General features: G+C 72.0%; 17 protein-coding genes. 11 read left to right on the top strand and 6 right to left on the bottom strand.

Going from position 1 to position 22,670, the window contains the following annotated elements; genetic code table 11:
* Positions 1-141 precede the first annotated feature (141 nt).
* Positions 142-1,503 carry a gamma-glutamylpolyamine synthetase GlnA2 gene (gene glnA2, locus QMF80_RS19510; protein WP_053682889.1) on the top strand — a complete coding sequence of 454 codons (1,362 nt, stop codon included), beginning with the start codon at positions 142-144 and terminating at the stop codon, positions 1,501-1,503.
* Positions 1,504-1,563: 60 nt separating this feature from the next.
* Here glnA2 and QMF80_RS19505 read toward each other — a convergent pair whose 3' ends face one another.
* Positions 1,564-2,148, bottom strand: a complete 585-nt coding sequence (locus QMF80_RS19505; protein ID WP_283455029.1) for a hypothetical protein — start codon at positions 2,146-2,148, stop codon at positions 1,564-1,566.
* A 171-nt stretch (positions 2,149-2,319) separates the two neighbouring features.
* On the opposite strand from QMF80_RS19505, the gene cpt reads away from it, so the two are divergent.
* Complete coding sequence (gene cpt / locus QMF80_RS19500; RefSeq protein ID WP_283455027.1) at positions 2,320-2,853, top strand: chloramphenicol phosphotransferase CPT; 534 nt, start codon at positions 2,320-2,322, stop codon at positions 2,851-2,853.
* 84 nt (positions 2,854-2,937) lie between these two features.
* Here cpt and QMF80_RS19495 read toward each other — a convergent pair whose 3' ends face one another.
* Positions 2,938-5,037 carry a PIG-L family deacetylase gene (locus QMF80_RS19495; protein ID WP_283455025.1) on the bottom strand — a complete coding sequence of 700 codons (2,100 nt, stop codon included), beginning with the start codon at positions 5,035-5,037 and terminating at the stop codon, positions 2,938-2,940.
* 916 nt (positions 5,038-5,953) lie between these two features.
* Here QMF80_RS19495 and QMF80_RS19490 point away from each other — a divergent pair.
* Together QMF80_RS19490 and QMF80_RS19485 are read left to right on the top strand one after the other, a co-directional pair.
* Positions 5,954-8,941 (top strand): bifunctional [glutamine synthetase] adenylyltransferase/[glutamine synthetase]-adenylyl-L-tyrosine phosphorylase, encoded by a 2,988-nt coding sequence (locus QMF80_RS19490; protein ID WP_283455023.1) that lies wholly within the window; start codon positions 5,954-5,956, stop codon positions 8,939-8,941.
* Positions 8,942-9,216: 275 nt separating this feature from the next.
* Entirely contained in the window at positions 9,217-9,936 is a 720-nt protein-coding gene (locus QMF80_RS19485; protein ID WP_283455021.1) for a class I SAM-dependent methyltransferase, read from the top strand.
* Here QMF80_RS19485 and QMF80_RS19480 read toward each other — a convergent pair.
* Positions 9,933-10,844 carry a phosphatase PAP2 family protein gene (locus tag QMF80_RS19480; protein WP_283455019.1) on the bottom strand — a complete coding sequence of 304 codons (912 nt, stop codon included), beginning with the start codon at positions 10,842-10,844 and terminating at the stop codon, positions 9,933-9,935. The genes QMF80_RS19485 and QMF80_RS19480 overlap by 4 nt on opposite strands.
* A 128-nt stretch (positions 10,845-10,972) precedes the next feature.
* A complete protein-coding gene (locus QMF80_RS19475) occupies positions 10,973-11,995 on the bottom strand; it encodes a LacI family DNA-binding transcriptional regulator (protein WP_283455017.1) in 1,023 nt (340 codons plus the stop codon).
* Positions 11,996-12,611: 616 nt separating this feature from the next.
* Here QMF80_RS19475 and QMF80_RS19470 point away from each other — a divergent pair.
* From QMF80_RS19470 to QMF80_RS19450, 5 genes are all read left to right on the top strand, one after another.
* The gene (locus QMF80_RS19470) at positions 12,612-13,886 is read left to right on the top strand and encodes an extracellular solute-binding protein (RefSeq protein WP_283455015.1); all 1,275 of its coding nucleotides are present in this window, start codon (positions 12,612-12,614) and stop codon (positions 13,884-13,886) included.
* A gap of 7 nt (positions 13,887-13,893) precedes the next feature.
* Complete coding sequence (locus tag QMF80_RS19465) at positions 13,894-14,916, top strand: carbohydrate ABC transporter permease (protein ID WP_283455013.1); 1,023 nt, start codon at positions 13,894-13,896, stop codon at positions 14,914-14,916.
* Positions 14,917-14,999: 83 nt separating this feature from the next.
* Positions 15,000-15,833, top strand: coding sequence for a sugar ABC transporter permease (locus QMF80_RS19460; RefSeq protein WP_283455155.1), 834 nt, complete (start codon positions 15,000-15,002; stop codon positions 15,831-15,833).
* Between the two features lie 44 nt (positions 15,834-15,877).
* Positions 15,878-17,503 (top strand): glycoside hydrolase family 13 protein, encoded by a 1,626-nt coding sequence (locus QMF80_RS19455; RefSeq protein ID WP_283455011.1) that lies wholly within the window; start codon positions 15,878-15,880, stop codon positions 17,501-17,503.
* On the top strand, positions 17,491-18,504 hold the full coding sequence (locus QMF80_RS19450; RefSeq protein ID WP_283455009.1) for a LacI family DNA-binding transcriptional regulator: 1,014 nt from the start codon (positions 17,491-17,493) through the stop codon (positions 18,502-18,504). The genes QMF80_RS19455 and QMF80_RS19450 overlap by 13 nt, the downstream gene beginning before the upstream one ends.
* A 117-nt stretch (positions 18,505-18,621) precedes the next feature.
* On the opposite strand, the gene QMF80_RS19445 is transcribed toward QMF80_RS19450, so the two are convergent.
* Positions 18,622-18,834, bottom strand: coding sequence for a hypothetical protein (locus tag QMF80_RS19445; RefSeq protein WP_283455007.1), 213 nt, complete (start codon positions 18,832-18,834; stop codon positions 18,622-18,624).
* Between the two features lie 301 nt (positions 18,835-19,135).
* Here QMF80_RS19445 and QMF80_RS19440 point away from each other — a divergent pair, with 301 nt between their 5' ends.
* A complete protein-coding gene (locus QMF80_RS19440; RefSeq protein ID WP_283455005.1) occupies positions 19,136-20,380 on the top strand; it encodes a helix-turn-helix domain-containing protein in 1,245 nt (414 codons plus the stop codon).
* 9 nt (positions 20,381-20,389) lie between these two features.
* On the opposite strand, the gene cutA is transcribed toward QMF80_RS19440, so the two are convergent.
* Complete coding sequence (gene cutA / locus QMF80_RS19435) at positions 20,390-20,716, bottom strand: divalent-cation tolerance protein CutA (RefSeq protein WP_283455003.1); 327 nt, start codon at positions 20,714-20,716, stop codon at positions 20,390-20,392.
* 237 nt (positions 20,717-20,953) lie between these two features.
* Between cutA and QMF80_RS19430 the strand changes: the two genes are divergently transcribed.
* A complete protein-coding gene (locus QMF80_RS19430) occupies positions 20,954-22,657 on the top strand; it encodes a carbohydrate-binding module family 20 domain-containing protein (RefSeq protein ID WP_283455001.1) in 1,704 nt (567 codons plus the stop codon).
* The last annotated feature ends 13 nt before the right edge of the window (positions 22,658-22,670 follow it).

Here is a 22,670-nt window from a genome sequence, read left to right as displayed (position 1 = left end):
AGGTCAGTGCGGGGGTGCCGCGAGCTCGTCGGGGTGCGTAATCTGGCGGAAACCACCGCTCGCGATACTGGGTCCTGCCCGACCGTGCCCACGGACGCTGGATAGTGGTGCACAGGCCGTCTGAACTGCGAGGATGAAGGCATGGACAAGCAGCAGGAATTCGTCCTCCGGACGCTCGAGGAGCGCGACATCCGCTTCGTGCGCCTGTGGTTTACCGACGTACTGGGCTTCCTGAAGTCCGTCGCGGTCGCCCCCGCGGAGCTGGAGCAGGCCTTCGACGAGGGCATCGGCTTCGACGGCTCGGCGATCGAGGGCTTCGCCCGGGTCTACGAGTCGGACATGATCGCGAAGCCGGACCCGAGCACGTTCCAGATACTGCCGTGGCGGGCGGAGGCCCCCGGTACCGCGCGGATGTTCTGCGACATCCTGATGCCCGACGGTTCCCCGTCCTACGCGGACCCGCGCTACGTCCTCAAGCGCATCCTGAACAAGACCTCCGACCTGGGTTTCACCTTCTACACCCACCCCGAGATCGAGTTCTTCCTGCTCAAGGACAAGCCGCTGGACGGCACCCGGCCCGTCCCGGCCGACAACTCGGGCTACTTCGACCACACGCCGCAGAACGTCGGCATGGACTTCCGCCGCCAGGCGATCACCATGCTCGAATCCATGGGCATCTCGGTGGAGTTCAGCCACCACGAGGGCGCCCCGGGCCAGCAGGAGATCGACCTGCGCTACGCGGACGCGCTCTCCACGGCCGACAACATCATGACCTTCCGCCTGGTCATGAAGCAGGTCGCCCTCGAACAGGGCGTGCAGGCCACCTTCATGCCGAAGCCCTTCTCGGAGTACCCGGGCTCGGGCATGCACACCCACCTGTCCCTCTTCGAGGGCGACCGCAACGCCTTCTACGAGTCGGGCGCCGAGTACCAGCTCTCCAAGGTCGGCCGCTCCTTCATCGCGGGCCTGCTGCGGCACGCCGCCGAGACGGCCGCGGTGACCAACCAGTGGGTGAACTCCTACAAGCGCATCTGGGGCGGTTCCTCCCGCACCGCGGGCTCGGGCGGCGAGGCCCCCTCGTACATCTGCTGGGGCCACAACAACCGCTCGGCCCTGATCCGCGTCCCGATGTACAAGCCGGGCAAGACGGGCTCCTCGCGCGTCGAGGTCCGCTCGATCGACTCGGGCGCCAACCCGTACCTGACGTACGCGGTCCTGCTGGCCGCGGGCCTCAAGGGCATCGAGGAGGGCTACGAACTCCCGGCGGGCGCCGACGACGACGTCTGGGCCCTCTCCGACGCGGAACGCCGCGCGATGGGCATCGAACCCCTCCCGCAGAACCTGGGCGAGGCCATCTCCCTGATGGAGCGCAGCGAGCTGGTCGCGGAAACCCTGGGCGAGCACGTCTTCGACTTCTTCCTGCGCAACAAGAAGCAGGAGTGGGAGGAATACCGCTCCGAGGTCACGGCCTTCGAACTCCGCAAGATGATGCCGGTGCTGTAAGCACCGCGAGCCCGAACCACCCCGGGGCCGGCGGCGTTCGGCTGTCGGCCCCGCGGTGTCTCATCCCCGGGGCAGGGGCTCGTGGTGGTGCCAGACGAGGTAGCGGTCTTCTCGGCGCAGTTCCGCGGAGCCCCATTCGGCGCGCATCACGCCGCGGTCCATGGCGCAGGCGTACGCCACCAGGACCAGGCGGACGTCCTGCGGCAGGAGGCCGAGGTCGGGGTGGGGTTCGGGGGGATCGAGTTCGTCGAGGCCGAGGTCGAGCACTTGCTGCATGGGCTCCGGACCGTGGCGTCGGATGAGGTCCGCGCGGAAGCCCGTGGCATGGCGCAGGCGGGCCGCGGTGACCGGGACGTCCTTCTTCGCGTAGCGGATCGGGTAGATCACGTGGTCGGCGAGGACCATCACCGTGCGGCCCTGCAGGCGTACCGGGGCGGCGCCCGCGACCGGCTCCAGTCCGGAGACGAGTTCCTCGTACTGCGCCGCGTACAGCCCGTGCCCGTAGGCTTCCAACGTCTGCGTGTGGACGCTCTCGTGGCCGTTGCGCGCCCTCTCGTGGGCCCGTGCGAGGCAGGCCGGGACGATGTCCGTCAGCGCGTCGGCCGCATCGCCGAAGGTGGTCCGTGCCCATGCCGTGGCGCCCACCGCACAACGCCCTCTCCCCAGGTGGCGCCGAGGCGCCGAGCAGCGGTCTTCCGGGAAACGGTGACGTTCTGGCCGGCGTCGTGCAAGGGCGCGCGGGGGGCGCGGGGCGCGCACGCCCGAGGGGTGGCGCGATCGGAGGGGGGTTCCGGGCGGCCGGTCTAGGGTGGGCCGGTGACGGCTCAGGTGATCGTGCTCAATGGTGGGTCCAGCTCGGGGAAGTCCGGGATCGTGCGGTGTCTGCAGGGCGTGCTGGCGCAGGCGTGGCTGGCGGTCGGGGTCGACACGCTGGTCGACGCCATGCCCGCGGCGATGCGGGACGGGGGCGCGGGCATCGGGTTCGGCGCGGACGGGGCGGTGAGTGTCGGGGCCGGGTTCCGGGAGCTGGAAGCGGCCTGGATCGAGGGGGTCGCCGCGATGGTCCGGGCCGGTGCCCGGGTCATCGTCGACGAGGTGTTCCTCGGCGGGGCCGCCTCGCAGGAGCGCTGGCGGACGGCGCTGGCGGGGCTGCCCGTGCTGTGGGTCGGAGTCAGGTGTGACGCCGAGGTCGCCGCGGGCCGCGAGATGGCGCGCGGCGACCGGGTCGCCGGGATGGCCGCGGCCCAGGCGGAGCTGGTCCACCGGGGCGTGGTCTACGACCTGGAAGTGGATACCGCGCGGGCCGAGGCCCTGGAGTGCGCGCGGCTGATCGCGGCGCACGTCCCGTAGGCCGTGGGCGGCGGTGCGGGCCGGGCCGCGTGGTGCGAACTGCCCGCTTCCCGCACGGGGGTTCAGCCGTGGCAGCGCGTCGCGTCAGGGGCGGGAGACGGCCAGGCGCCAGACGGGGCGGGTGGAGCGGCTGAGGTCGGCGATGTCCGGGAGGGTGGTCGTGGCGTGGAGTTCCGCGTCCAGGCCCAGCACCACCGTGGTCGTCGCGCCCGCCGCGTCCAGGACGCTGGCCGGAGCACCCGCGTAGAGCATCTGCGACTCGGTCCAGGCGGGCGCCCCGCCGAGCCCCGTGGTGCTGATGGTGCCCGTGTCGGCGCGCCCCGTCAGCAGCCTGCCCGCCACGCTCACCGCGCCGTACCCGGCCCGGCCGCCCACCTCGACGACGTGCGAGACCACCGGCTTCGGCCCGCCCGCCGTGATCAGGGCGCTGCGCACGGTCCCGGAGTCGGGGCGGCGGAAGTACAGCCGTACGCGGTCCCCCTCGGCGGTGGCCGACAGGGGACCGGTGGTGGCCGGGAGGTCCGTGGCGAAGGGGCCCTGGAGGGGGCCGCCCGGGGTCTGCTGGGTCCACGCCAGGACCGTCTTGGCGGTGGCGGCGTACACCTGGTGGCGCCCGGCCGCGTCGGTCACCGCCACCGGATCCCCCTGGAGGTCCGAGCCGCCGAGCTTCTCCCAGGGGCCGAAGGCGCCGCCCGGGCTCTGCTGCTCGCTCATGCGCAGGGTGCGGTCGGAGTCGCGCACGTACACGCTCAGGCGGCCGTCCGCGCCCACGGTCACCGCCGGGCCGCCGAGGTCGGAGGTGCTGCTGTCGTCGGGGCCGTCGGGGGTGCCCAGCACCTGCCAGGCGCCGAACGTGCCGTCGGGGGAGCCCTGGACGGCGTACACCGCCTCGCGCCGGTAGCCCTGTGACGGCGTGCCCGTGGTGGTGCGGGTGCCGAAGACGGCGATCCGGCCGTCCGGGAGGCGGGCGGCGGTCGCGCCCGGATCGATGCCGGAGCCGGGCAGCAGCTGCGGGCCCGCCCATTCGGCCTGCGGCCCGGTGCGGGTCCAGTACGCCATCCGGCCGTCGAGGGCGGAGAAGGCCCAGAGCCGGCCGCCGACCCCCTCGGCGAGCCAGGAGGTCTCCTCGCCGCGGGAGTAGCGGATGCTCTGCGCCCAGTTGTGGCCCGCGGGGCGGGGGGCGACCTTGCGGTCGCCGCAGCCGGAGGGGCTGCCGCAGTAGTCCGTGCGGTCCAGCCACGCGTAGGTCTTGATCGAGTTGATCTTCGCCTCGGCCGTCTCGGGGTCGAGGCTGTGGGGCAGCGCGCTGTTGCCGTAGCCGAGGTAGTTCTGGACCGAGAAGTGCGGGCGGGCGGCGACCTCGGCGTAGCGCTCGGTGGCGGCCTGGACGAAGCGGGCGCCGTACATGTGGTCCTGGTGGTCGGTTATCTTCCCGTCCTTGGTGTACCGGCCCGGCGTCGGATCCTGCATCCGTATCGTCGTCGGCTGGTACTGCTCCAAGATGCCGGATATCGCCTGTATGACCTGGTCTTTGGTGTAGGCGTAGGTCTGCTTGACCGGGGTGCCGGAGGCCAGGAGCGAGGGCAGGGTGGGCGTCTTGCCGTTCCACAGGCCGCGCAGGCTCTGGGGCCGGTCGTCGGCCGTGGAGCGGGCCTCGGTGAGCTGCATCCAGATCAGGTTGATCTGCGGCTTGGCGACCAGCACGTCCAGCTCGGCCCAGCCGCCCCCGGCGGTCGGGATCACGGAGCGCTTCCAGGCGCTGGTGCGGCTGCCGGTGGCCATCTCGGCGTAGGCGGACCGTATGCCGTTCTGCCGCGCCTCGGCGTAGCGGGCCATGTTGGCGGGCTGCACCGGGTCGTTGAACGGCGGGGTCGCGGCCTCGTTCTTTCCGTCGGCCTCGCCGGAGGTGAGGTAGGTGCTGGTGACCCTGCGGCCGGAGAGCAGCGAGCGGCTCAGATCCGGGTTCATGAAGAAGAGGTCGTCGTCGGGGTGGGCGACGAACTGGACGACCGATCCGGCGGTGGTGCTCGGGGGCACGACGGAGGTCCGCTCGACCGGCGTCGCTCCGCCGGGCCCCGATCCCGGGGCCCTGTCCTCGCCGTGGGCGACAGCGAACACGCCGGTGGCACCTGCGGTGAGCACCGTCAGCAGGGTCGCCAGGCGTATGCGGCGGGAAACGGGCATCGGTCACGCCTTGAGGTCGTTCGGGTGCGGAAAATCCGCCGTGTAGTCAGATAGAGGTCAATACGGCGAACTTGGTTCACCGTTTTCACCGATGACTCCACTGCTTCCGAGCGCGACCGGATCCGATTGTGCCCTGCCCGCTCCGGCGGGTGGGGGATGACCAGAATGCGGACGTGGAGAGTCCGCCGAGATGATCCCAACTCATGGCGAATTGCCCGTTTTGCGGAGTGGGCGGTATCACGGCCCGGGCAGGGGACGTACGTCCCCGGACCGGCCGGGCGGACGACCGGCCGCCACGGCGCGTGCCGCGCGTCGGTGGCGCCCGTCGCCACGCTCGGGCGGAGCCGCGCGTCCCGCCCCCGCGGCCGCCGGTCCGAGCGGGTTCCGGCTGGTCGGAGGACTGGCCGGAGCGCTGGACGGGGGGGCGGACGGGGGCGGACGGGGGGCGGACGGGGGCCCGGCGCACGGCGGCGCCGAACGCCGCCACGCCCGGCCCGTCCCGGTGTCCGGACCCCGCTCCCCGCTCGCCGGACGCCCCGCCCCCACGTGCCCGGCCGTCGTCACCGTCCCGGAGCCCCGCGGTCCGCCCGGCCCTGTGACCCCGGACACGCCGCATCGGCTCACGGACCCCGCCGTGGCCGGAACCACTGCTGCCGGGCGCCTGCCACGGGCCGAACTCCGCCGCACCCGGGGCGCGCTGGACGACGGCGCTCCGGTCCTCGGGAGGGTGGGCGCCGTCGCACCCGGGCCGATGGGGGAGGGAGTGCCCGCGGCGGAGCGGGCGAGTCCGGGGCCCGGCGGGAGGCGCCGGGGCCGCGGGGTACGCACCGGTGAGCCGACGCCCCGATCCGGCTAAGGTCGACCGAGGCAGAGCCAGGGCAGACTCTGCGTCGCGGCAGGAGCGGGAGGCGGCGGGATGACGGTTCCCGGACGCAGGAGCAGCACCTTCATCCGGCTGGTGCGCAGCGGATTCACCGACCCCTCGGCCGCCGCGCGGCTGCTCGACTCCGCCGAGCTGGACTCCGTACGCCACGACCCGGTGCTCCTCGACGCCCTCGGCGCGACCGCCGACCCCGACCTCGCCCTCCTCGGCCTCGTCCGGCTCGCCGAGGCGCAGCCGCCCGAAGACCTCTCGCTGCTCCTCGACACCCTGGTCAGCGCCAAACCCCTGCGGGACCGCCTGCTCGGCGTACTCGGCGCCTCCGAGGCCCTCGCCGACCACCTCGCCCGCCACCCCCACGACTGGCGGGCCCTGGTCACCTACGAGTCCGCCGACCTGCACCCCGGCCTCGCCGAGTTCGAGCGCGGCCTCGCCGACGCCGCCGACCCCGTCGCGCTGCGCGTCTCCTACCGCCGCTGCCTGCTCTCCATCGCCGCCCGTGACGTGTGCGGCACCACCGACGTCGCCCAGGCCGCCGCCGAACTCGCCGACCTCGCCACCGCCACCCTCCGCGCCGCCCTGCGCATCGCGAGCGCCGCCGCCCCCGAGGACGCCGCCCAGTGCCGCCTCGCGGTGATCGCGATGGGCAAGTGCGGCGGCCACGAGCTGAACTACGTGTCCGACGTCGACGTCATCTTCGTCGGCGACACCGCCCCCGGCGCCGACGAGGGCGACGCCGTACAGGCCGCCACCCGCCTCGCCTCCCACCTCATGCGGATCTGCTCCGAGACCACCGTCGAGGGCACCATCTGGCCCGTCGACGCCAACCTCCGCCCCGAGGGCCGCAACGGCCCCCTCGTCCGCACCCTCGCCTCCCACCTCGCCTACTACCAGCGCTGGGCCAAGACCTGGGAGTTCCAGGCCCTCCTCAAGGCCCGCGCCGTCGCGGGGGACCCCGACCTCGGCGCGCAGTACATCGACGCCATAACGCCGCTCGTGTGGCAGGCCGCCGAACGCGACAACTTCGTCACCGACGTCCAGAAGATGCGCCGCCGCGTCGTCGACAACATCCCCGCCGCCCAGGTCGAGCGCGAACTGAAACTCGGCCCCGGCGGACTGCGCGACGTCGAGTTCGCCGTGCAGCTCCTCCAGCTCGTGCACGGCCGCAGCGACGCCACCCTGCGCTCCGGCACCACCCTCGACGCCCTCCAGGCCCTCGCCGCGGGCGGCTACGTCGGCCGCACCGACGCCGTCCAGCTCGGGGACGCGTACCGCTTCCTGCGCACCATGGAACACCGCATCCAGCTCTACCGGATGCGCCGCACCCACCTCGTCCCCGAGGACGACGCCGACCTGCGCCGCCTCGGCCGCTCCATGGGCCTGCGCACCGAACCCGTCGCCGAACTCCACAAGGCCTGGCGCCGCCACGCCTCCGTGGTGCGCCGTCTGCACGAGAAGCTCTTCTACCGGCCGCTCCTCGACGCCGTCGCCCAGCTCGCCCCCGGCGAGACCCGGCTCTCCCCGCGCGCCGCCGGACAGCGCCTCGAAGCCCTCGGGTACGCCGACCCCGTGGCCGCCCTGCGGCACCTGGAGGCGCTCTCCTCCGGGGTCAGCCGCAAGGCCGCCATCCAGCGGACCCTGCTCCCGGTGCTGCTGGGCTGGTTCGCGGACTCCGCGGACCCCGACGCGGGACTGCTCGGCTTCCGCAAGGTCTCCGACGCCCTCGGCAAGACCCCCTGGTACCTGCGGCTGCTGCGGGACGAGGGGGCCGCCGCCGAGAACCTGGCCCGGGTCCTGTCCGCCGGGCGCCTCGCCCCCGACCTGCTGATGCGGGCGCCGGAAGCGGTGTCCCTGCTCGGTGACCCCGGGGGACTGGAACCCCGTACGTACGAGGCGCTCGCCCAGGAGGTACTGGCCGCGGTCAACCGCGCCGCCAACCCCGCGGCCGGGGTCGCCGCCGCCCGCGGGGTGCGCAGGCGCGAACTCTTCCGCACCACCGCGGCCGACATCATCGGCTCCTACGGCACCGAGGAGAACCCGGCCGGGGAGGACCCCGGAGCCCTCGTCGACCGGGTCGGCAGCGCCGTCTCCGACCTCACCGCCGCCACCGTCGCGGGCGCCCTGCGGGCCGCGGTGCGCGGGCAGTGGGGGGAGGAGCTGCCCACCCGGTTCGCGGTCATCGGCGTCGGCCGGTTCGGCGGCCACGAACTGGCCTACGGGTCCGACGCCGACGTGCTCTTCGTCCACGAGCCCCGCGAGGGCGTCGACGAACAGGAAGCCGCCAAGGCCGCGCAGACCGTCATCTCCGAGATGCGCAGACTGCTCCAGCTGACGACGGCCGACCCGCCGCTGCTGATCGACGCCGATCTGCGGCCGGAGGGCCGTTCCGGGCCGCTGGTACGGACCCTGTCCTCCTACGCCGCCTACTACCGCCGCTGGTCCCTGACCTGGGAGAGCCAGGCGCTGCTCCGGGCCGATCCGGTGGCGGGGGACGCCGAGCTGGGTCGCCGCTTCATCGACCTGATCGACCCGCTGCGGTACCCGGTGGACGGGCTCGGGGACGACGCCGTGCGGGAGATCCGGCGGCTGAAGGCGCGAATGGAGACGGAACGGCTGCCGCGCGGGGCGGATCCGACCCTGCACACGAAGCTGGGCCGGGGCGGGCTGAGCGACGTCGAGTGGACGGTCCAGCTGATCCAGATGCGGCACGCGTGGGCCGAACCGGGGCTGCGGACCACCCGGACCCGGGAGGCGCTGGCCGCGGCGCACGCGGCCGGGCTGATCCCGACGGAGGAGGCCCAGACGCTGGACGAGGCGTGGGTCCTGGCGACCCGGGTCCGCAACGCGGTGATGCTGGTCCGGGGGCGGGCCGGGGACACCTTCCCCTCCGACGCGCGGGAGCTTGCGGCGGTGGGGCGGTACCTGGGGTACGGGCCGGGGAAGGTGGGGGAGATGCTGGACGACTACCGCCGCACGACGCGGCGTGCCCGGGCGGTGGTGGAGGAGCTCTTCTACGGAGCCTGACCTTGCCGGGGGCCGCGGCCCCGTCCCTCCGGGGACGCCTCAAGCGCCGGCGGGGCTGGGAAACGCCCGCAAGCGCCGGGCGGGCTGGACGGTGCCCTCAAGCGCCGGGCGGGCTGGACGGTGCCCGGCGGACCCGGCCGCGCCGCCGAAATCAGCACCGCAGGCGTGTGAGGCGCCCCCGGAGGGGTGGTCCCCCGGGGGCGGGGGAGTTCGGGCGAGGGAGGCGGGGTAGGGACAGGCAGGCACGGCACGGCCCCCGCCCCGAGGAGACCCGCATGGCGCTTTCCGACCGCTACCGCAAGGCCTGGGACGGCTTCTGGGAGGAGAGCGACGGCACGCAGGGCGAGCCCTTCTGGGACGCGGCCCCCGCGCTCACCGCCGAGCGGGACCTCGCCCTGCTGGAGCCGTACGCCGACCCCCGCCTCCCCATCGCCGACCTCGGCTGCGGCAACGGCACCCAGACCCGGTTCCTCGCCACCCGCTTCGCCCGGGCCATCGGCGTCGACCTGGCCGGGGCCGCCGTCGCGCACGCCCGCCGCGCCGACCCCGGCGGCGTGGCCGAGTACGAGCAGCTGGACCTCGCCGACGCCCCCGGCGCCCACGCCCTGCACGGCCGCATCGGCGACACCAACGTCTACCTGCGCGCCGTCCTGCACCAGAGCGACCCCGAGGACCGGCCCGCCGTGGCCGCCTCCGTGGCCGCCCTGCTCGGCGCGACCGGCCGGGCCCTGGTGCTGGAACCCACCGACGGGGCGGCGGCCGTCCTCGGCTCGCTCGGGCCGACGCCGAAACTGCTGCGGGTCAGGGAACACGACCTGCGCCCCGGCCGGGTCGCCGACGGTGAGGTCGCGGGCCTGCTGCGCGCGGCGGGACTGTCGGTCCTGGCGGAGGGGGAGACCAGCCTCACCATGAGCGAGGTACACGCCGACGGCACCCGGGTCGAGCTCCCCGCCCGCTGGTTCGTCGCCGCGCGCGGAACAGCGGAGAAACCCTAAGCGCGCGAGCGCACCCGGCGCAGGCCCCGCACCAGCGCGGCCGAGGCCGGGTGCGGCCCGGCGTGCGCGGGGTGCCGGGGCAGCCGGTGCGGCATGGCCCCGTACCAGCTCCGCGAGACGGCGTACCCGAAGGCCAGGCACATCGCGCCGCCCGCCGCGTCCAGCCAGAAGTGGTTGGCGGTGGCCACGATGACGACGAGGGTCGCCGTGGGGTAGAGCAGGCCCAGGATCCGGGCCCAGGGCGCCGAGGCGACCGCGAAGACGGTCAGCCCGCACCAGAGCGACCACCCTATGTGCATGGACGGCATGGCCGCGTACTGGTTCGACATGTGCTTGAGGTCGCCGGAGGCCATCGAGCCCCAGGTGTGGTGCTTGAGCACGGTGTCGACGAACGTGCTGCCGTTCATCAGCCGCGGCGGCGCGAGCGGGAACAGGTAGTAACCCACCAGCGCGACACCGGTGGTGGCGAACAGGACGAGGCGCGCGGCCGCGTACCGGCCGGGGTGGTACCGGTAGATCCACACCAGTACGCCGATTGTCACGATGAAGTGCAGGGTGGCGTAGTAGTAGTTCATGCCCACGATCAGCCACGTCACCGAATCGACGGCGTGGTTGACGCTCCGCTCCACGGCGATGCCGAGGGTGCTCTCGACGTCCCAGATCCAGTCGGCGTTCGCGAGCGCGGCCGCCTTCTGCTCGGGCACGGAGTTGCGGATCAGCGAGTACGTCCAGTAGCTCACGGCCAGCAGCAGGACCTCGAACCAGATCCGCGGACGGCGCGGCGCGCGCAGTCCGCCCAGGAACCGGCCGGTGGCCTCCTGATGCCCCTGTGGGCTGTCGCTTTCGCCCACAGCGGGCGCCGAGACATCCGTCCTGGTATCCAGTGTCTTCACGCTCGCTTCACCCATGGGGAAAGAGTCTGTCAGATGGCGTGCCTGCCTCCGATCATCCCTCCGGACGGTCTTCGGCGCGCGGTCTCCCCCCGGGGGACGAGGCCTCGCCCGCTCCACCCGGCCGCGTACGGCCAGGTCAGGCGCTATTTGCGGGCCGGGCCCGAAGCGGTGGAGCCGCGCACCACCAGTTCCGGCAGGAACACGAATTCGCTGTGCGGCGCAGGGGTTCCGCCGATCTCCTCCAGCAGCGCGCGGACCGCGGCCTGCCCCATCGCCTGCACCGGCTGCCGGATGGTCGTCAGCGGCGGATCGGTGAACGCTATGAGGGGCGAGTCGTCGAAGCCGACCACGGAGACGTCCTGCGGTACCCGCAGCCCCTGCTGGCGGGCGGCCCGTACCGCGCCGAGCGCCATCATGTCGCTGGCGCACACGATCGCGGTGCAGCCGCGGGCGATGAGCGCGGTGGCCGCGGCCTGCCCGCCCTCCAGGGTGTAGAGGGAGTGCTGGACCAGTTCCTCGGTCTCGGCTCCGCTCAGCCCGAGCCGCTCGCGCATCCCGGCCCGGAACCCCTCGATCTTGCGGAGCACCGGCACGAACCGCTTGGGTCCGACCGCCAGCCCGATCCGGGTGTGGCCGAGGGCGGTCAGGTGGGTCACCGCGAGCTGCATGGCGGCCCGGTCGTCGGGGGAGACGAAGGGGGCCCGCACCTTGTCGGAGAAGCCGTTGATGAGGACGAACGGGACGCCCTGGCCGCGGAGTTGGTCGTATCGGCCCATGTCGGCGGTGGTGTCCGCGTGCAGACCGGAGACGAAGATGATGCCGGAGACCCCGCGGTCCACGAGCATTTCGGTCAGCTCGTCCTCGGTGGATCCGCCGGGCGTCTGGGTGGCCAGCACCGGCGTGTACCCCTGCCGGGTGAGGGCCTGTCCGATGACCTGGGCGAGCGCCGGGAAGATGGGGTTGTCCAGCTCGGGCGTTATCAGCCCGACGAGACCGGCGCTGCGCTGGCGCAGCCGCACGGGGCGCTCGTAACCGAGGACGTCGAGCGCGGCCAGCACGGATTCGCGGGTGGCCGCGGCCACGCCGGGCTTGCCATTGAGGACCCGGCTGACTGTGGCTTCGCTGACCCCCGCCTGAGCTGCGATGTCGGCAAGCCGCGCGGTCATGGGAGTGGACTGTACCGGTCACGCGTCGCATTGCCCACCACGTGCACGGAGCGGGGTGAAGCGGGACGCCCCGGCTGTCCGAGCCCGCCGGAGAGCCGGACGGTACGGGCCGTTCGGGCGCCGGCGGTTCCACCGCCACGCGACGGGCGGACGGCGCCAGGAGCGGTGGAACCCGCGCATCCCGTCCCGCTCGAAGAAGGGGAGCGGGCCTGAGTGGATCGGGGTGGCCCGCGCGCCGCACCCGGTCGGACGGGCCGGGCGCCTCGACCATGCCGTGCGCCATGCCGGCATCGGCTCCCGGCCACCCGGTGGATGACTTCGCGCCACCAGCCGCCGTTCGCGGAGGCCTCGCTGGAAGCGCTTGCAAGCCGCGACGCGGTCAGTTCGCGGGTCACGTCGGGGCCGGCGCCGCGAAGGGGCCCCTGGTTGCGGGGCCTTTCACCCGAAGAGGGTTCGAACCAACAGCAAGCTGCGGCAACCGTACGGACACACGGATGTAACGATCACCAGGACTTGCAGAAAATCGCCGCAAGGTCTTTCGGTCGGCTTTCAGGCTTGTTACGTTCTCGGCAACTCGGGACCGCGAGGCGCGGCCGGGATCATCGAAGGAGTTCATATGCGGCGTGGCATAGCGGCCACCGCGCTGGTCGCGGCTCTGGCGCTCGCGGCGACGGCTTGCGGCGGCGACAAGAACGACAACGGCGGCGGCGACAGCGCCGGTGGCGAGATCTCCGGCACGGTCACCTGGTGGGACACCTCCAACGACACGGAGAAGGCGACCTTCCAGAAGATCGCCGAGGCGTTCACCGCCAAGCACCCGAAGGTGACCGTCAAGTACGTCAACGTCCCGTACGGCGACGCGCAGAACAAGGTCAAGAACGCATTCAGCAGCGGCGCCGAGGCCCCCGACGTCATTCGCGCCGACGTCGGCTGGGTCGCCGACTTCGCCTCGCTCGGCTACCTGGACAAGGTCCCCGCCGACACGGCCAAGAAGGTCGGCGCGGAGTTCCTGCCGCAGGCCGCCGCCAGCGGCACGTACGAGAACCAGCTCTACGCGGTCCCGCAGGTGATCGACTCCCTCGGCCTCTTCTACAACAAGAAGATGCTGGCGGAGGCGGGCGTCCAGCCCCCGACCACCCTGGAGGAGGTCAAGACCGCCGCCGCGGCCATCAAGGCCAAGACCGGCAAGACCGGCCTCTACCTGCGCGGCGACGACTCCTACTGGTTCCTCCCCTTCATCTACGGCGAGGGCGGCGACCTCGTCGACGCCAAGAACAAGACGGTCACCGTCGACAACCCGGCGGGGGTCAAGGCCTTCAAGGCCGCCCGCGACTTGATCACCTCCGGCGCCGCCGTCACCAACGCCACCGACGGCTACGACAACGGGCAGACCGCCTTCAAGACGGGCGAGGTCGCGATGATGGTCAACGGCCCGTGGGCCGTCAAGGACACCCTCGCCGGAGCGCAGTTCTCCGACAAGACCAACCTCGGCGTCAGCGCGGTCCCGGCCGGCTCCGCCAAGGCGGGCGCCCCCCAGGGCGGCCACGACCTGGCCGTCTACGCCGGGTCCAAGAACCGCGGCGCCGCGCACGCCTTCGTCGAGTACATGACCTCGCAGGAGGTCCAGGTGCAGGCCACCAAGGAGCTGAGCCTGCTCCCGACCCGCACCGCCGCCTACGAGGCGCCGGAGGTCAAGGGCAACGAGATGGTCGCCTTCTTCAAGCCCGCCGTGGACAAGGCCGTCGAGCGCGCCTGGATCCCGGAGAACGGCTCCCTCTTCGAGCCGCTGAAGCTCCAGTACACCAAGGCCGTCACCGGGACCTCCAGCCCGGAGGACGCGGCGAAGGCGGCCGGCGTCGAGTTCCGCAAGATCCTCAAGGGCTGGAAGTAACGAGACGATGGCTGCTGAGACCAGCCGGTCCGCGGTGAAGGCCGCGGGTGACGACGTCACCCGCGGCCGGAGCCGCACGGCCGACCGCAACCCCGGGGCCCGCCCGGGCAGGCTCCGGCGCGCGCTGGCCACCCACTGGTACGCCTGGACGATGATCACCCCCGTGGTGCTCGTCCTCGGTGTGATCATCGGGTGGCCGCTGGTCCGCGGGATCTACCTGTCGCTGACCGATGCCAACGAGCGCAACGTCGCCCGTACCATCGGCGCCAACACCATTCCCGCGACGTACGAGTTCGTCGGGTTCGACAACTACACCGCCGCCCTGAGCGACCCGGTCTTCCTGGACCGGCTGCTGTGGACGGTGATCTGGACCCTCGCGTGCGTGTCCATCACCTTCACGCTCGGGCTCGGCCTCGCCACCATGCTCAACCGGAACTTCCGGGGCCGCGCCTTCTACCGGATGGCGCTCATCCTGCCCTGGGCCGTGCCCGGCTTCGTCTCGGTCTTCGCCTGGCGGTTCCTCTTCAACCGCGACAATGGCATCCTCAACAAGGTCCTCGAAGGCGGCGGCATCTCCGCCGTGCCGTGGCTCGACGACCCCACCTGGGCCAAGCTCGCCGTCATCACCGTCAACGTCTGGCTGGGCATCCCCTTCATGATGGTGGCCCTGCTCGGCGGCCTCCAGTCCATCCCCGGCGAGCTGTACGAGGCCGCCGAGATGGACGGCGCGAGCCCCTGGCAGCGCTTCCGGTACATCACCCTGCCGGGGCTGCGCACGGTCAGCATGACGGTGATCCTGCTCTCCACCATCTGGACCTTCAACATGTTCCCGGTGATCTTCCTGCTCACCCGGGGCGGCCCGGGCGACTCCACCGAGATCCTGGTGACCCAGGCCTTCCGGCAGGCGTTCGTGAACAGCCCGCGCGACTTCGCCGGGTCCGCGACCTGGGGCGTGCTCATCCTCGCCCTGCTCATGATCTTCGCGCTGGTCTACCGGCGCGCGCTGCGCAAGCAGGGAGAGGTGTGGTGACCGTGACCACCTCCAACGCCACCCAGAACGTCACCAAGGGCAAGGGCGTCACCCACAGCGCCCCCGGGGGCGCCGTCAAGGCGGTGCGGCCGCGCGGCACGCGCGGACCGCTCGCCTCCGTGGCGCTGCACGCCACCCTCGTCGTGGCGTCCGTCATCGCCGTCTTCCCGGTGCTGTGGATCCTGCTGACCTCGCTCAAGCCGCCGCAGCAGGCGGTCAGTACCGACTTCATCAAGAACCCCACCCTGGACAACTACCGCTACCTGGTGGACTCCACGTCCTTCTTCACCTGGTTCGGCAACTCCGTGCTGGTCGCGGGCATCACCACCGTCCTCGGCGTGTTCATCGCCGCGACCACCGGATACGCGGTCAGCCGGTTCAAGTTCCCCGGCATGAAGCCGCTGATGTGGACCCTGCTCATCACCCAGATGTTCCCGATGGCCATCCTCATCGTCCCGCTCTACAACCTGATGGGAGAGCTGGGGCTGCTCAACCAGCCGCTCGGCCTGATCATCACCTACCTCACCATCGCGGTGCCGTTCTGCGCCTGGATGATGAAGGGCTTCTTCGACACCATCCCGGTCGAGATCGACGAATCCGGGCGGGTCGACGGGCTCAACCCCTTCGGGACCTTCTGGCGGCTGATCCTCCCACTGGCCCGGCCGGGCCTCGCGGTCACCGCCTTCTACTCCTTCATCACCGCCTGGGGCGAGGTCGCGTACGCCTCCGCCTTCCTGGTCGGCGACGACAACCTCACGCTGGCCGGAGGTCTGCAGACCTTCGTCACCCAGTACACCGCCAACTGGGGCCCGATGACGGCGGCTTCCGTCCTCATCGCCATCCCCGCGGCGATCTTCTTCGTCTTCGCCCAGCGCCACCTCGTCGCCGGAATGACCGCGGGCGCGACCAAGGGCTGACCACCCGCGCCCCGTACTTCCGGCCCGATCTCTCCAAGGACGACATGACCCAGCACCTCGCCGACGCTCTCCCCACCCCGACCGTGACGCAGCCCGGCTGGTGGAGAGAAGCGGTGATCTACCAGGTCTATCCGCGCAGCTTCGCCGACAGCAACGGGGACGGGATGGGCGACCTCGAAGGCGTCCGTACCCGGCTGCCCTACCTCAAGGAGCTGGGCGTCGACGCCGTCTGGCTCAGCCCGTTCTACGCCTCCCCGCAGGCCGACGCGGGCTACGACGTCGCCGACTACCGGGCCATCGACCCGATGTTCGGCACCCTGCACGACGCCGACGCCGTGATCCGCGAGGCCCACGCGCTGGGTCTGCGGATCATCGTGGACCTCGTCCCCAACCACTGTTCGGACCAGCACGAATGGTTCAAGCAGGCGTTGCGCGAAGGCCCCGGCACCCCGCTGCGCGAACGCTTCCACTTCCGTCCCGGGCGCGGGGCGGCCGGGGAACTGCCGCCCAACGACTGGGAGTCGATTTTCGGCGGCCCCGCCTGGACCCGGGTCAGCGGCGCCGACGGCCGGGACGGCGAGTGGTACCTGCACCTCTTCGCCCCCGAGCAGCCCGACTTCAACTGGGACCACCCCGCCGTCCAGGACGAGTTCCGCTCCATCCTGCGGTTCTGGCTCGACCTCGGCGCCGACGGCTTCCGCATCGACGTCGCGCACGGCCTGGTCAAGGCCCCCGGCCTGCCCGACCTCGGCCGTGACGAGCAGCTCAAGCTGCTGGGCAACCAGGTCCTGCCCTTCTTCGACCAGGACGGGGTGCACGAGATCTACCGTTCGTGGCGGACCGTACTGGAGGAGTACGCCGGTGACCGGATCGGCGTCGCCGAGGCGTGGACCCCGAGCGCCGAGCGCACCGCGATGTACCTGCGGTCCGACGAGCTGCACCAGGCCTTCAACTTCCAGTACCTGAACACCGGATGGGACGCCGAGGCGCTGCGCGCGACCATCGACGAGTCGCTCGACGCGATGCGCCCGGTGGGGGCGCCGACGACCTGGGTGCTGTCGAACCACGACGTGGTGCGCCACGTCACCCGCTACGGCGGCGGGGTGCGGGGGCTGGCGCGGGCGCGGGCGGCGGCGCTGCTGATGCTGGCGCTGCCGGGGTCGGCGTACGTCTACCAGGGCGAGGAGCTCGGTCTGCCCGAGGTGACCGAGCTGCCGGACGAGGTCCGCCAGGACCCGGCGTTCGCACGGAGCGCGGGGCAGGACGGGCTGCGCGACGGGTGCCGGGTGCCGATCCCGTGGTCGGGCGAGGAGGCTCCGTACGGCTTCGGTTCGGGTGGCAGCTGGCTGCCGCAGCCCGCCGAATGGGCCGGTCTGAGCGTGGCCGCCCAGACCGGCGACCCCGCCTCGACGCTGGAGCTGTACCGGGCCGCGCTGCGGATCCGGCGCGAGCGCGCGGAACTGGGCGCGGGCGACGCGGTGGAGTGGCTGGCCGCCCCGGCAGGGGTCCTGGCCTTCCGGCGCGGAGAGTTCGTCTGCACGGTGAACACGGGGGGCGAGGCGGTACGGATCCCCGCGCCCGGGACCGTACTGCTGGCCAGCGGGCCGCTCGCGGACCCGTCGGACCCCGGCATGCTGCCCGCCGACACGGCGGTGTGGTGGCAGGGGTGACGTCCCCCCTCCGGCTGACGGACATCGCGGCGCAGGCCCAGGTCAGCGAGGCGACCGTCAGCCGGGTGCTCAACGGCAAGGCGGGGGTGGCGGCCACTACCCGGCACAAGGTGCTGGCCGCGCTCGACCTGCTGGGGTACGAACGGCCCGTACGGCTGCGGCGGCGCAGCAACGGGCTGGTCGGGCTGCTGATCCCGGAGCTGACCAACCCCATCTTCCCGGCGTTCGCCCAGGTCATCGAGCAGGCCCTGGCCGGGCACGGGTACACGCCGGTGCTGTGTACGCAGACGCCGGGCGGGGCCACCGAGGACGAGCTGGTCGAGCAGCTGGAGGAACGGGGGGTCACCGGGATCGTCTTCCTGTCCGGTCTGCACGCCGACTCCTCCGCCGACCCGTCCCGCTACCAGCGGCTGGCCGCGCGGGGCGTTCCGTTCGTCCTGATCAACGGCTTCAACGAGCGGATCCAGGCGCCCTTCATCTCCCCGGACGACCGGGCGGCGGCGGACATGGCCGTGCGCCACCTCGAAGACCTCGGCCACCGGCGGATCGGGCTGGCCATCGGGCCGACCCGGTACGTCCCCTCGGCCCGCAAGGAGCAGGGTTTCACCGCTGCCGTGCCGTCGGCGGCGGCCGAAGGGCTCATCCAGCGCACCCTGTTCACCGTCGAGGGCGGCCACGCGGCGGGCATCGCCCTGCTCGACCGTGGGTGCACCGGCATCGTGTGCGGCAGCGACCCGATGGCGCTCGGGGTGATCCGGGCCGTCCGTGAGCGGGGGCTGCGGGTGCCGCAGGACGTGTCGGTGGTCGGCTTCGACGACTCGCCGCTGATCGCCTTCACGGACCCGCCGCTGACGACGGTCCGCCAGCCGGTCCGGGCCATGGCGACGGCGGCGGTGGGGGCGCTGCTGGAGGCGGTGGGCGGTACGCCGGTCCAGCGCACGGAGTTCGTCTTCCAACCGGAACTGGTGGTCCGAGGCTCCACCGCCGAAGCCCCTGCCTGACCCCTGCGGGGTGCCGCCTGTCCCCTCCCGTCCGGAACCGGGGCAGGCCGCCCGAGGGGGTCTCGGGCGCCGCTCGCTCCAGCGCCCCGGCATCCGCGGCAGGCCCGTGGCCGGCCGTCAGGCAGGCTCGACGTTGTCGACCGCTGTGGTGAACTCGCGGCCGGACGCCCCCCGGATATGGGCCAGCTTCATCCAGTGTCGGCGGAAGGAGTCCGCCGCCGACACGTCTTCGTTGATCACTGCCATCAGCTCGCCCTCCACGCCGGACGCGACATCGCGCACACGGCGGCGCAGAAGGCGATGAGGGACGTACGAGTACCCCTCAGCCATCGGACGCGTCATCGAGGGTGGAGAGGAAACGCTCCCAACCGATACGAGCGCGGTCCAGAAGATCCTGGCTGAGCTCGGTCCTGGCTTCCAGGGCCGGACATGAGCTGTGCGGGGCATCGGAGGGGTGGAGTGTCTCCGCCAATGTCTCGATGGTCCTTCGATATGTGGTCATGAGCCCATGACAGCGCCCTGCACGTCCTCTTCCCAGGGAAACCCTTCGGGGGAAAAACCTGTCAAGGGGGAACTGGTGGGGAAACCCGGGGCGATTATGGAGCCACACCGACGGACAGGGGTCACACTCGTGCCAGCGGACCCGTTCGGCCACCTGCTGCTCCGGCTTCGCATGGAGGCCGGACGTACTCAGGAACAGCAGGCAGCCGCGATCAACACGGTCTCGGGCCGGGATACGGTGACGCGCCGGGAGATCAGCCGGTACGAGAACAGCGAGAACATCCCGACCGCCCATACCCTCACACATATCGCTGTGGCCTGCGGATTCCCGCCCGCCCAGCTCCAGCGGGAAGCGGCCGACGCGCGCGCACGGCGTAGGTATCCAACGAACCGGGAAGATCCGGAGTGGGACGACATGGAGCGACGGAAGCTGATCGGGGGCGTGGTCATGGGCGCTGCTGTGGCCAGTGAGCCGTGGGGGCGGTTGGCTCACGCCCTCGCCAAAGGCAGCCGCGTCGACGCCCACGCCGTAGACGCCTTGACGAAGCGGGCCGACGCACTCCACACCAGCGAGAACCACCTGACGGCACGCCAACTACGAGGGCACGTCGAGGCGCATCTGGATGCCCTCACCGCTGCCTTGCCTCGTGCGCCCGCTTACGAGAGGGACCTTGGCATCGCGGCCGGCGAGACCGCGGCTCTGGCCGGGTGGATCGCCTGGGACCTGGGCGACCATCCGGCGGCCCGCTCTTACTATCGCGTTGCCGTCGCCTGTGCTGACGCGTCAGGTCATCCCCCACTGCGTGCCCTCGCCCTGGCCTATGCGAGTTATGGCGCGGCCGGTCGACCCCGCGGACTCGAACTCCTGACACGAGCAGTCGACGACGTTCGCGGCCCCGGCAACGCCACGGCTGCAGCGTGGATCCACGCGCGTCATGCCGAGGAAGCAGCCGCCACCGGTGATGCGACTGCCGCCCTGCGCGCACTCGATCGCGCCCGTACCGCCTACGACTACGCCGACCACACAGCAGAACAGGCGTGGGTGCGGTTCATGACTCCGGCCCGGATGGATTGCCTTGTGCTGTCTGTCTACGGACGGCTCGGCCGCCCCGAACTCGCCGAGGCGGCCGCCGCCGCCACGCGGCGGCTGGGCGGCGAGCTTGCGGATGCGGGAGTCGTCGTCCTCGGAGACCTGGCGGCGGCTCTTCTCGCAGGTGGCGACATCGATCAGGGCGTGCATGTCGCCCGTCGGTTCGTCACGGCGGCCGATGCCCGGCCGAACACGATGGGCCGCGCGCGTGCACTGGGTATCGCTGCCCGGCTTCCCGACCGCGAGGGCGAACTGAGAGCGCGGCTGGAGGCCTGTGCCGCCTGACTGTTGCGACTACTCCGGGGCGGTCTCCTCCATGACCCACGACAGGTAGGCATCCGAGCCGCCGTCCACCGGAAGCACGATCCACTCCGGTACGTCGTAGCCGTGCTGCTGCCTGACCCACGCGCCCAGGGCGGGCAGACGGTCTCGTGTCGTCTTGTAGGAGACGCGCCATTCGGTAGCCGTCTCAACGACCCCCTTCCACCGGTAGACGGCGGTGATGGGTGCGTCGATGTGCGCACAGGCGGCCAGGTGGGCCTCCACCGCGCCCCGCGCCAACTCCCGGGCGGCGCGCTCGTCGTCGATGGTTGTCTGTGCGATCACGATGTCCGTTGCCATGTCGCTCCTCCTGCGTGTCGGTTTGCCCTGGTGGACCCTACCCAGCCGCTCCGGCGGGAGGCGCCCGGCGCGGCCCTCGCACGTCCCGGCACGGCAGCGCGTCACGGGTGCGAGAGCCGCTCGGAAGAAACAATTCTGCAATCTCTTGCGCAAGGTCTTGCAACACTCCTGGCTGCCCCCTACGGTCGCGGCAATCCCCACCTCTTCACTTCCCCACCTCTCCGCCAGGAGGCCCCCATGTCCCGCACCCACAGAGCCGTGGTCGCGATCACCGCCACGCTGGCTGCCGTAGCCGCGGCCTCCGCCACCCTCACGTGGCAGGCGCCCCGGGCCGCCGCCGCCCCGCCCGCCGCACGCGACGTCACCGCCGTCCTCTTCGAGTGGAACTTCGCCTCCGTGGCCAGGGCCTGCACCGACACTCTCGGCCCCGCGGGCTACGGCTACGTACAGGTCTCGCCTCCCCAGGAGCACATCCGGGGCCCCCAGTGGTGGACCTCGTACCAGCCCGTCAGCTACAAGATCGCCGGGCGGCTCGGCGACCGGGCCGCCTTCAAGGCCATGGTCGACACCTGCCACACCGCCGGGGTGAAGGTCGTCGCCGACTCCGTCATCAACCACATGGCCTCCGCCGACGGCACCGGCACCGGCGGCAGTTCGTACACGAAGTACAACTACCCCGGCCTTTACTCCGGCGCCGACATGGACGACTGCCGCGCCACCATCTCCAACTACCAGGACCGGGCCAACGTCCAGAACTGCGAGCTGGTGCAGCTCGCCGACCTCGACACGGGCGAGGACTACGTACGGGGCCGGATCGCCGGGTACCTCAACGACCTGCTCTCCCTCGGCGTGGACGGCTTCCGGATCGACGCCGCCAAGCACATGCCCGCCGCCGACCTCGCCAACATCAAGTCCCGGCTCACCAACCCCGGCGCGTACTGGAAGCAGGAGGCGATCTACGGCGCGGGCGAGGCCGTCTCGCCCAACGAGTACCTCGGCACCGGCGACGTCCAGGAGTTCCGCTACGCCCGTGACCTCAAGCGGATCTTCCAGAACGAGAACCTGGCCTCCCTGAAGACCATCGGCGAGTCCTGGGGCTACCTGCCCAGCGGCCAGGCCGCGGTGTTCGTCGACAACCACGACACCGAGCGCGGCGGCGACACCCTCAACTACAAGGCGGGCGCGAGCTACACCCTCGCCAGCGTCTTCCTACTGGCCTGGCCCTACGGCTCCCCGGACGTCCACTCCGGCTACGAGTTCACCGACCGCGACGCCGGTCCGCCCAACGGCGGCGCCGTGAACGCCTGTTACGCCGACGGCTGGAAGTGTCAGCACGCCTGGCGCGAGATCTCCTCCATGGTCGGCTTCCACAACGCCGCGCGCGGCCAGGCCGTCACCAACTGGTGGGACAACGGCGGCGACCAGATCGCCTTCGGGCGCGGCTCCGCGGCGTACGTGGCCATCAACCACGAGGCCTCGGCCCTGACCCGGACCTTCCAGACCTCGCTCCCGGCGGGCGACTACTGCGACGTGCAGAGCGGCAGGGCCGTCACGGTGAACGGCTCCGGCCAGTTCACGGCCACCCTCGGCGCGGACACCGCCCTCGCGCTGCACGTCAATGCCCGGACCTGTGGCGCCCCTTCGGCCCCGGCCGGAGCGTCCTTCGCCGTCAACGCCGACACCGTCCCGGGTCAGAACATCTACGTCACCGGGGACCAGGGCGCGCTCGGGAACTGGAACGCCGGTTCCGCGCTCAAGCTCGACCCCGCCGCCTACCCGGTCTGGAAGCTCGACGTCACCCTGCCCGCGGGCGCGACCTTCGCGTACAAGTACGTCCGCAAGGACGCGGGCGGCAACGTCACCTGGGAGAGCGGCGCCAACCGCACGGCCACCGTCCCCGCGAGCGGCATGGTCACGCTGAACGACACCTGGCGCGGCTGACCCGGCCTTCGCC

This window comes from Streptomyces sp. G-G2 (assembly GCF_030063135.1).
In the GTDB taxonomy this organism is placed as follows: Bacteria; Actinomycetota; Actinomycetes; order Streptomycetales; family Streptomycetaceae; genus Streptomyces.
This window is presented reverse-complemented; position numbering and strand designations above follow the sequence as displayed.

Bases quoted from the DNA above. Each gene is read 5' to 3' on its own strand.
- QMF80_RS19480 (WP_283455019.1), bottom strand. From the start codon at position 10,844: ATGGGTGAAGCGAGCGTGAAGACACTGGATACCAGGACGGATGTCTCG.
- QMF80_RS19475 (WP_283455017.1), bottom strand. From the start codon at position 11,995: ATGACCGCGCGGCTTGCCGACATCGCAGCTCAGGCGGGGGTCAGCGAA.
- QMF80_RS19445 (WP_283455007.1), bottom strand. From the start codon at position 18,834: ATGGCTGAGGGGTACTCGTACGTCCCTCATCGCCTTCTGCGCCGCCGT.
- QMF80_RS19490 (WP_283455023.1), top strand. From the start codon at position 5,954: ATGACGGTTCCCGGACGCAGGAGCAGCACCTTCATCCGGCTGGTGCGC.
- QMF80_RS19495 (WP_283455025.1), bottom strand. From the start codon at position 5,037: ATGCCCGTTTCCCGCCGCATACGCCTGGCGACCCTGCTGACGGTGCTC.
- QMF80_RS19455 (WP_283455011.1), top strand. From the start codon at position 15,878: ATGACCCAGCACCTCGCCGACGCTCTCCCCACCCCGACCGTGACGCAG.
- glnA2 (WP_053682889.1), top strand. From the start codon at position 142: ATGGACAAGCAGCAGGAATTCGTCCTCCGGACGCTCGAGGAGCGCGAC.
- cutA (WP_283455003.1), bottom strand. From the start codon at position 20,716: ATGGCAACGGACATCGTGATCGCACAGACAACCATCGACGACGAGCGC.
- QMF80_RS19465 (WP_283455013.1), top strand. From the start codon at position 13,894: ATGGCTGCTGAGACCAGCCGGTCCGCGGTGAAGGCCGCGGGTGACGAC.
- QMF80_RS19485 (WP_283455021.1), top strand. From the start codon at position 9,217: ATGGCGCTTTCCGACCGCTACCGCAAGGCCTGGGACGGCTTCTGGGAG.
- QMF80_RS19470 (WP_283455015.1), top strand. From the start codon at position 12,612: ATGCGGCGTGGCATAGCGGCCACCGCGCTGGTCGCGGCTCTGGCGCTC.
- QMF80_RS19430 (WP_283455001.1), top strand. From the start codon at position 20,954: ATGTCCCGCACCCACAGAGCCGTGGTCGCGATCACCGCCACGCTGGCT.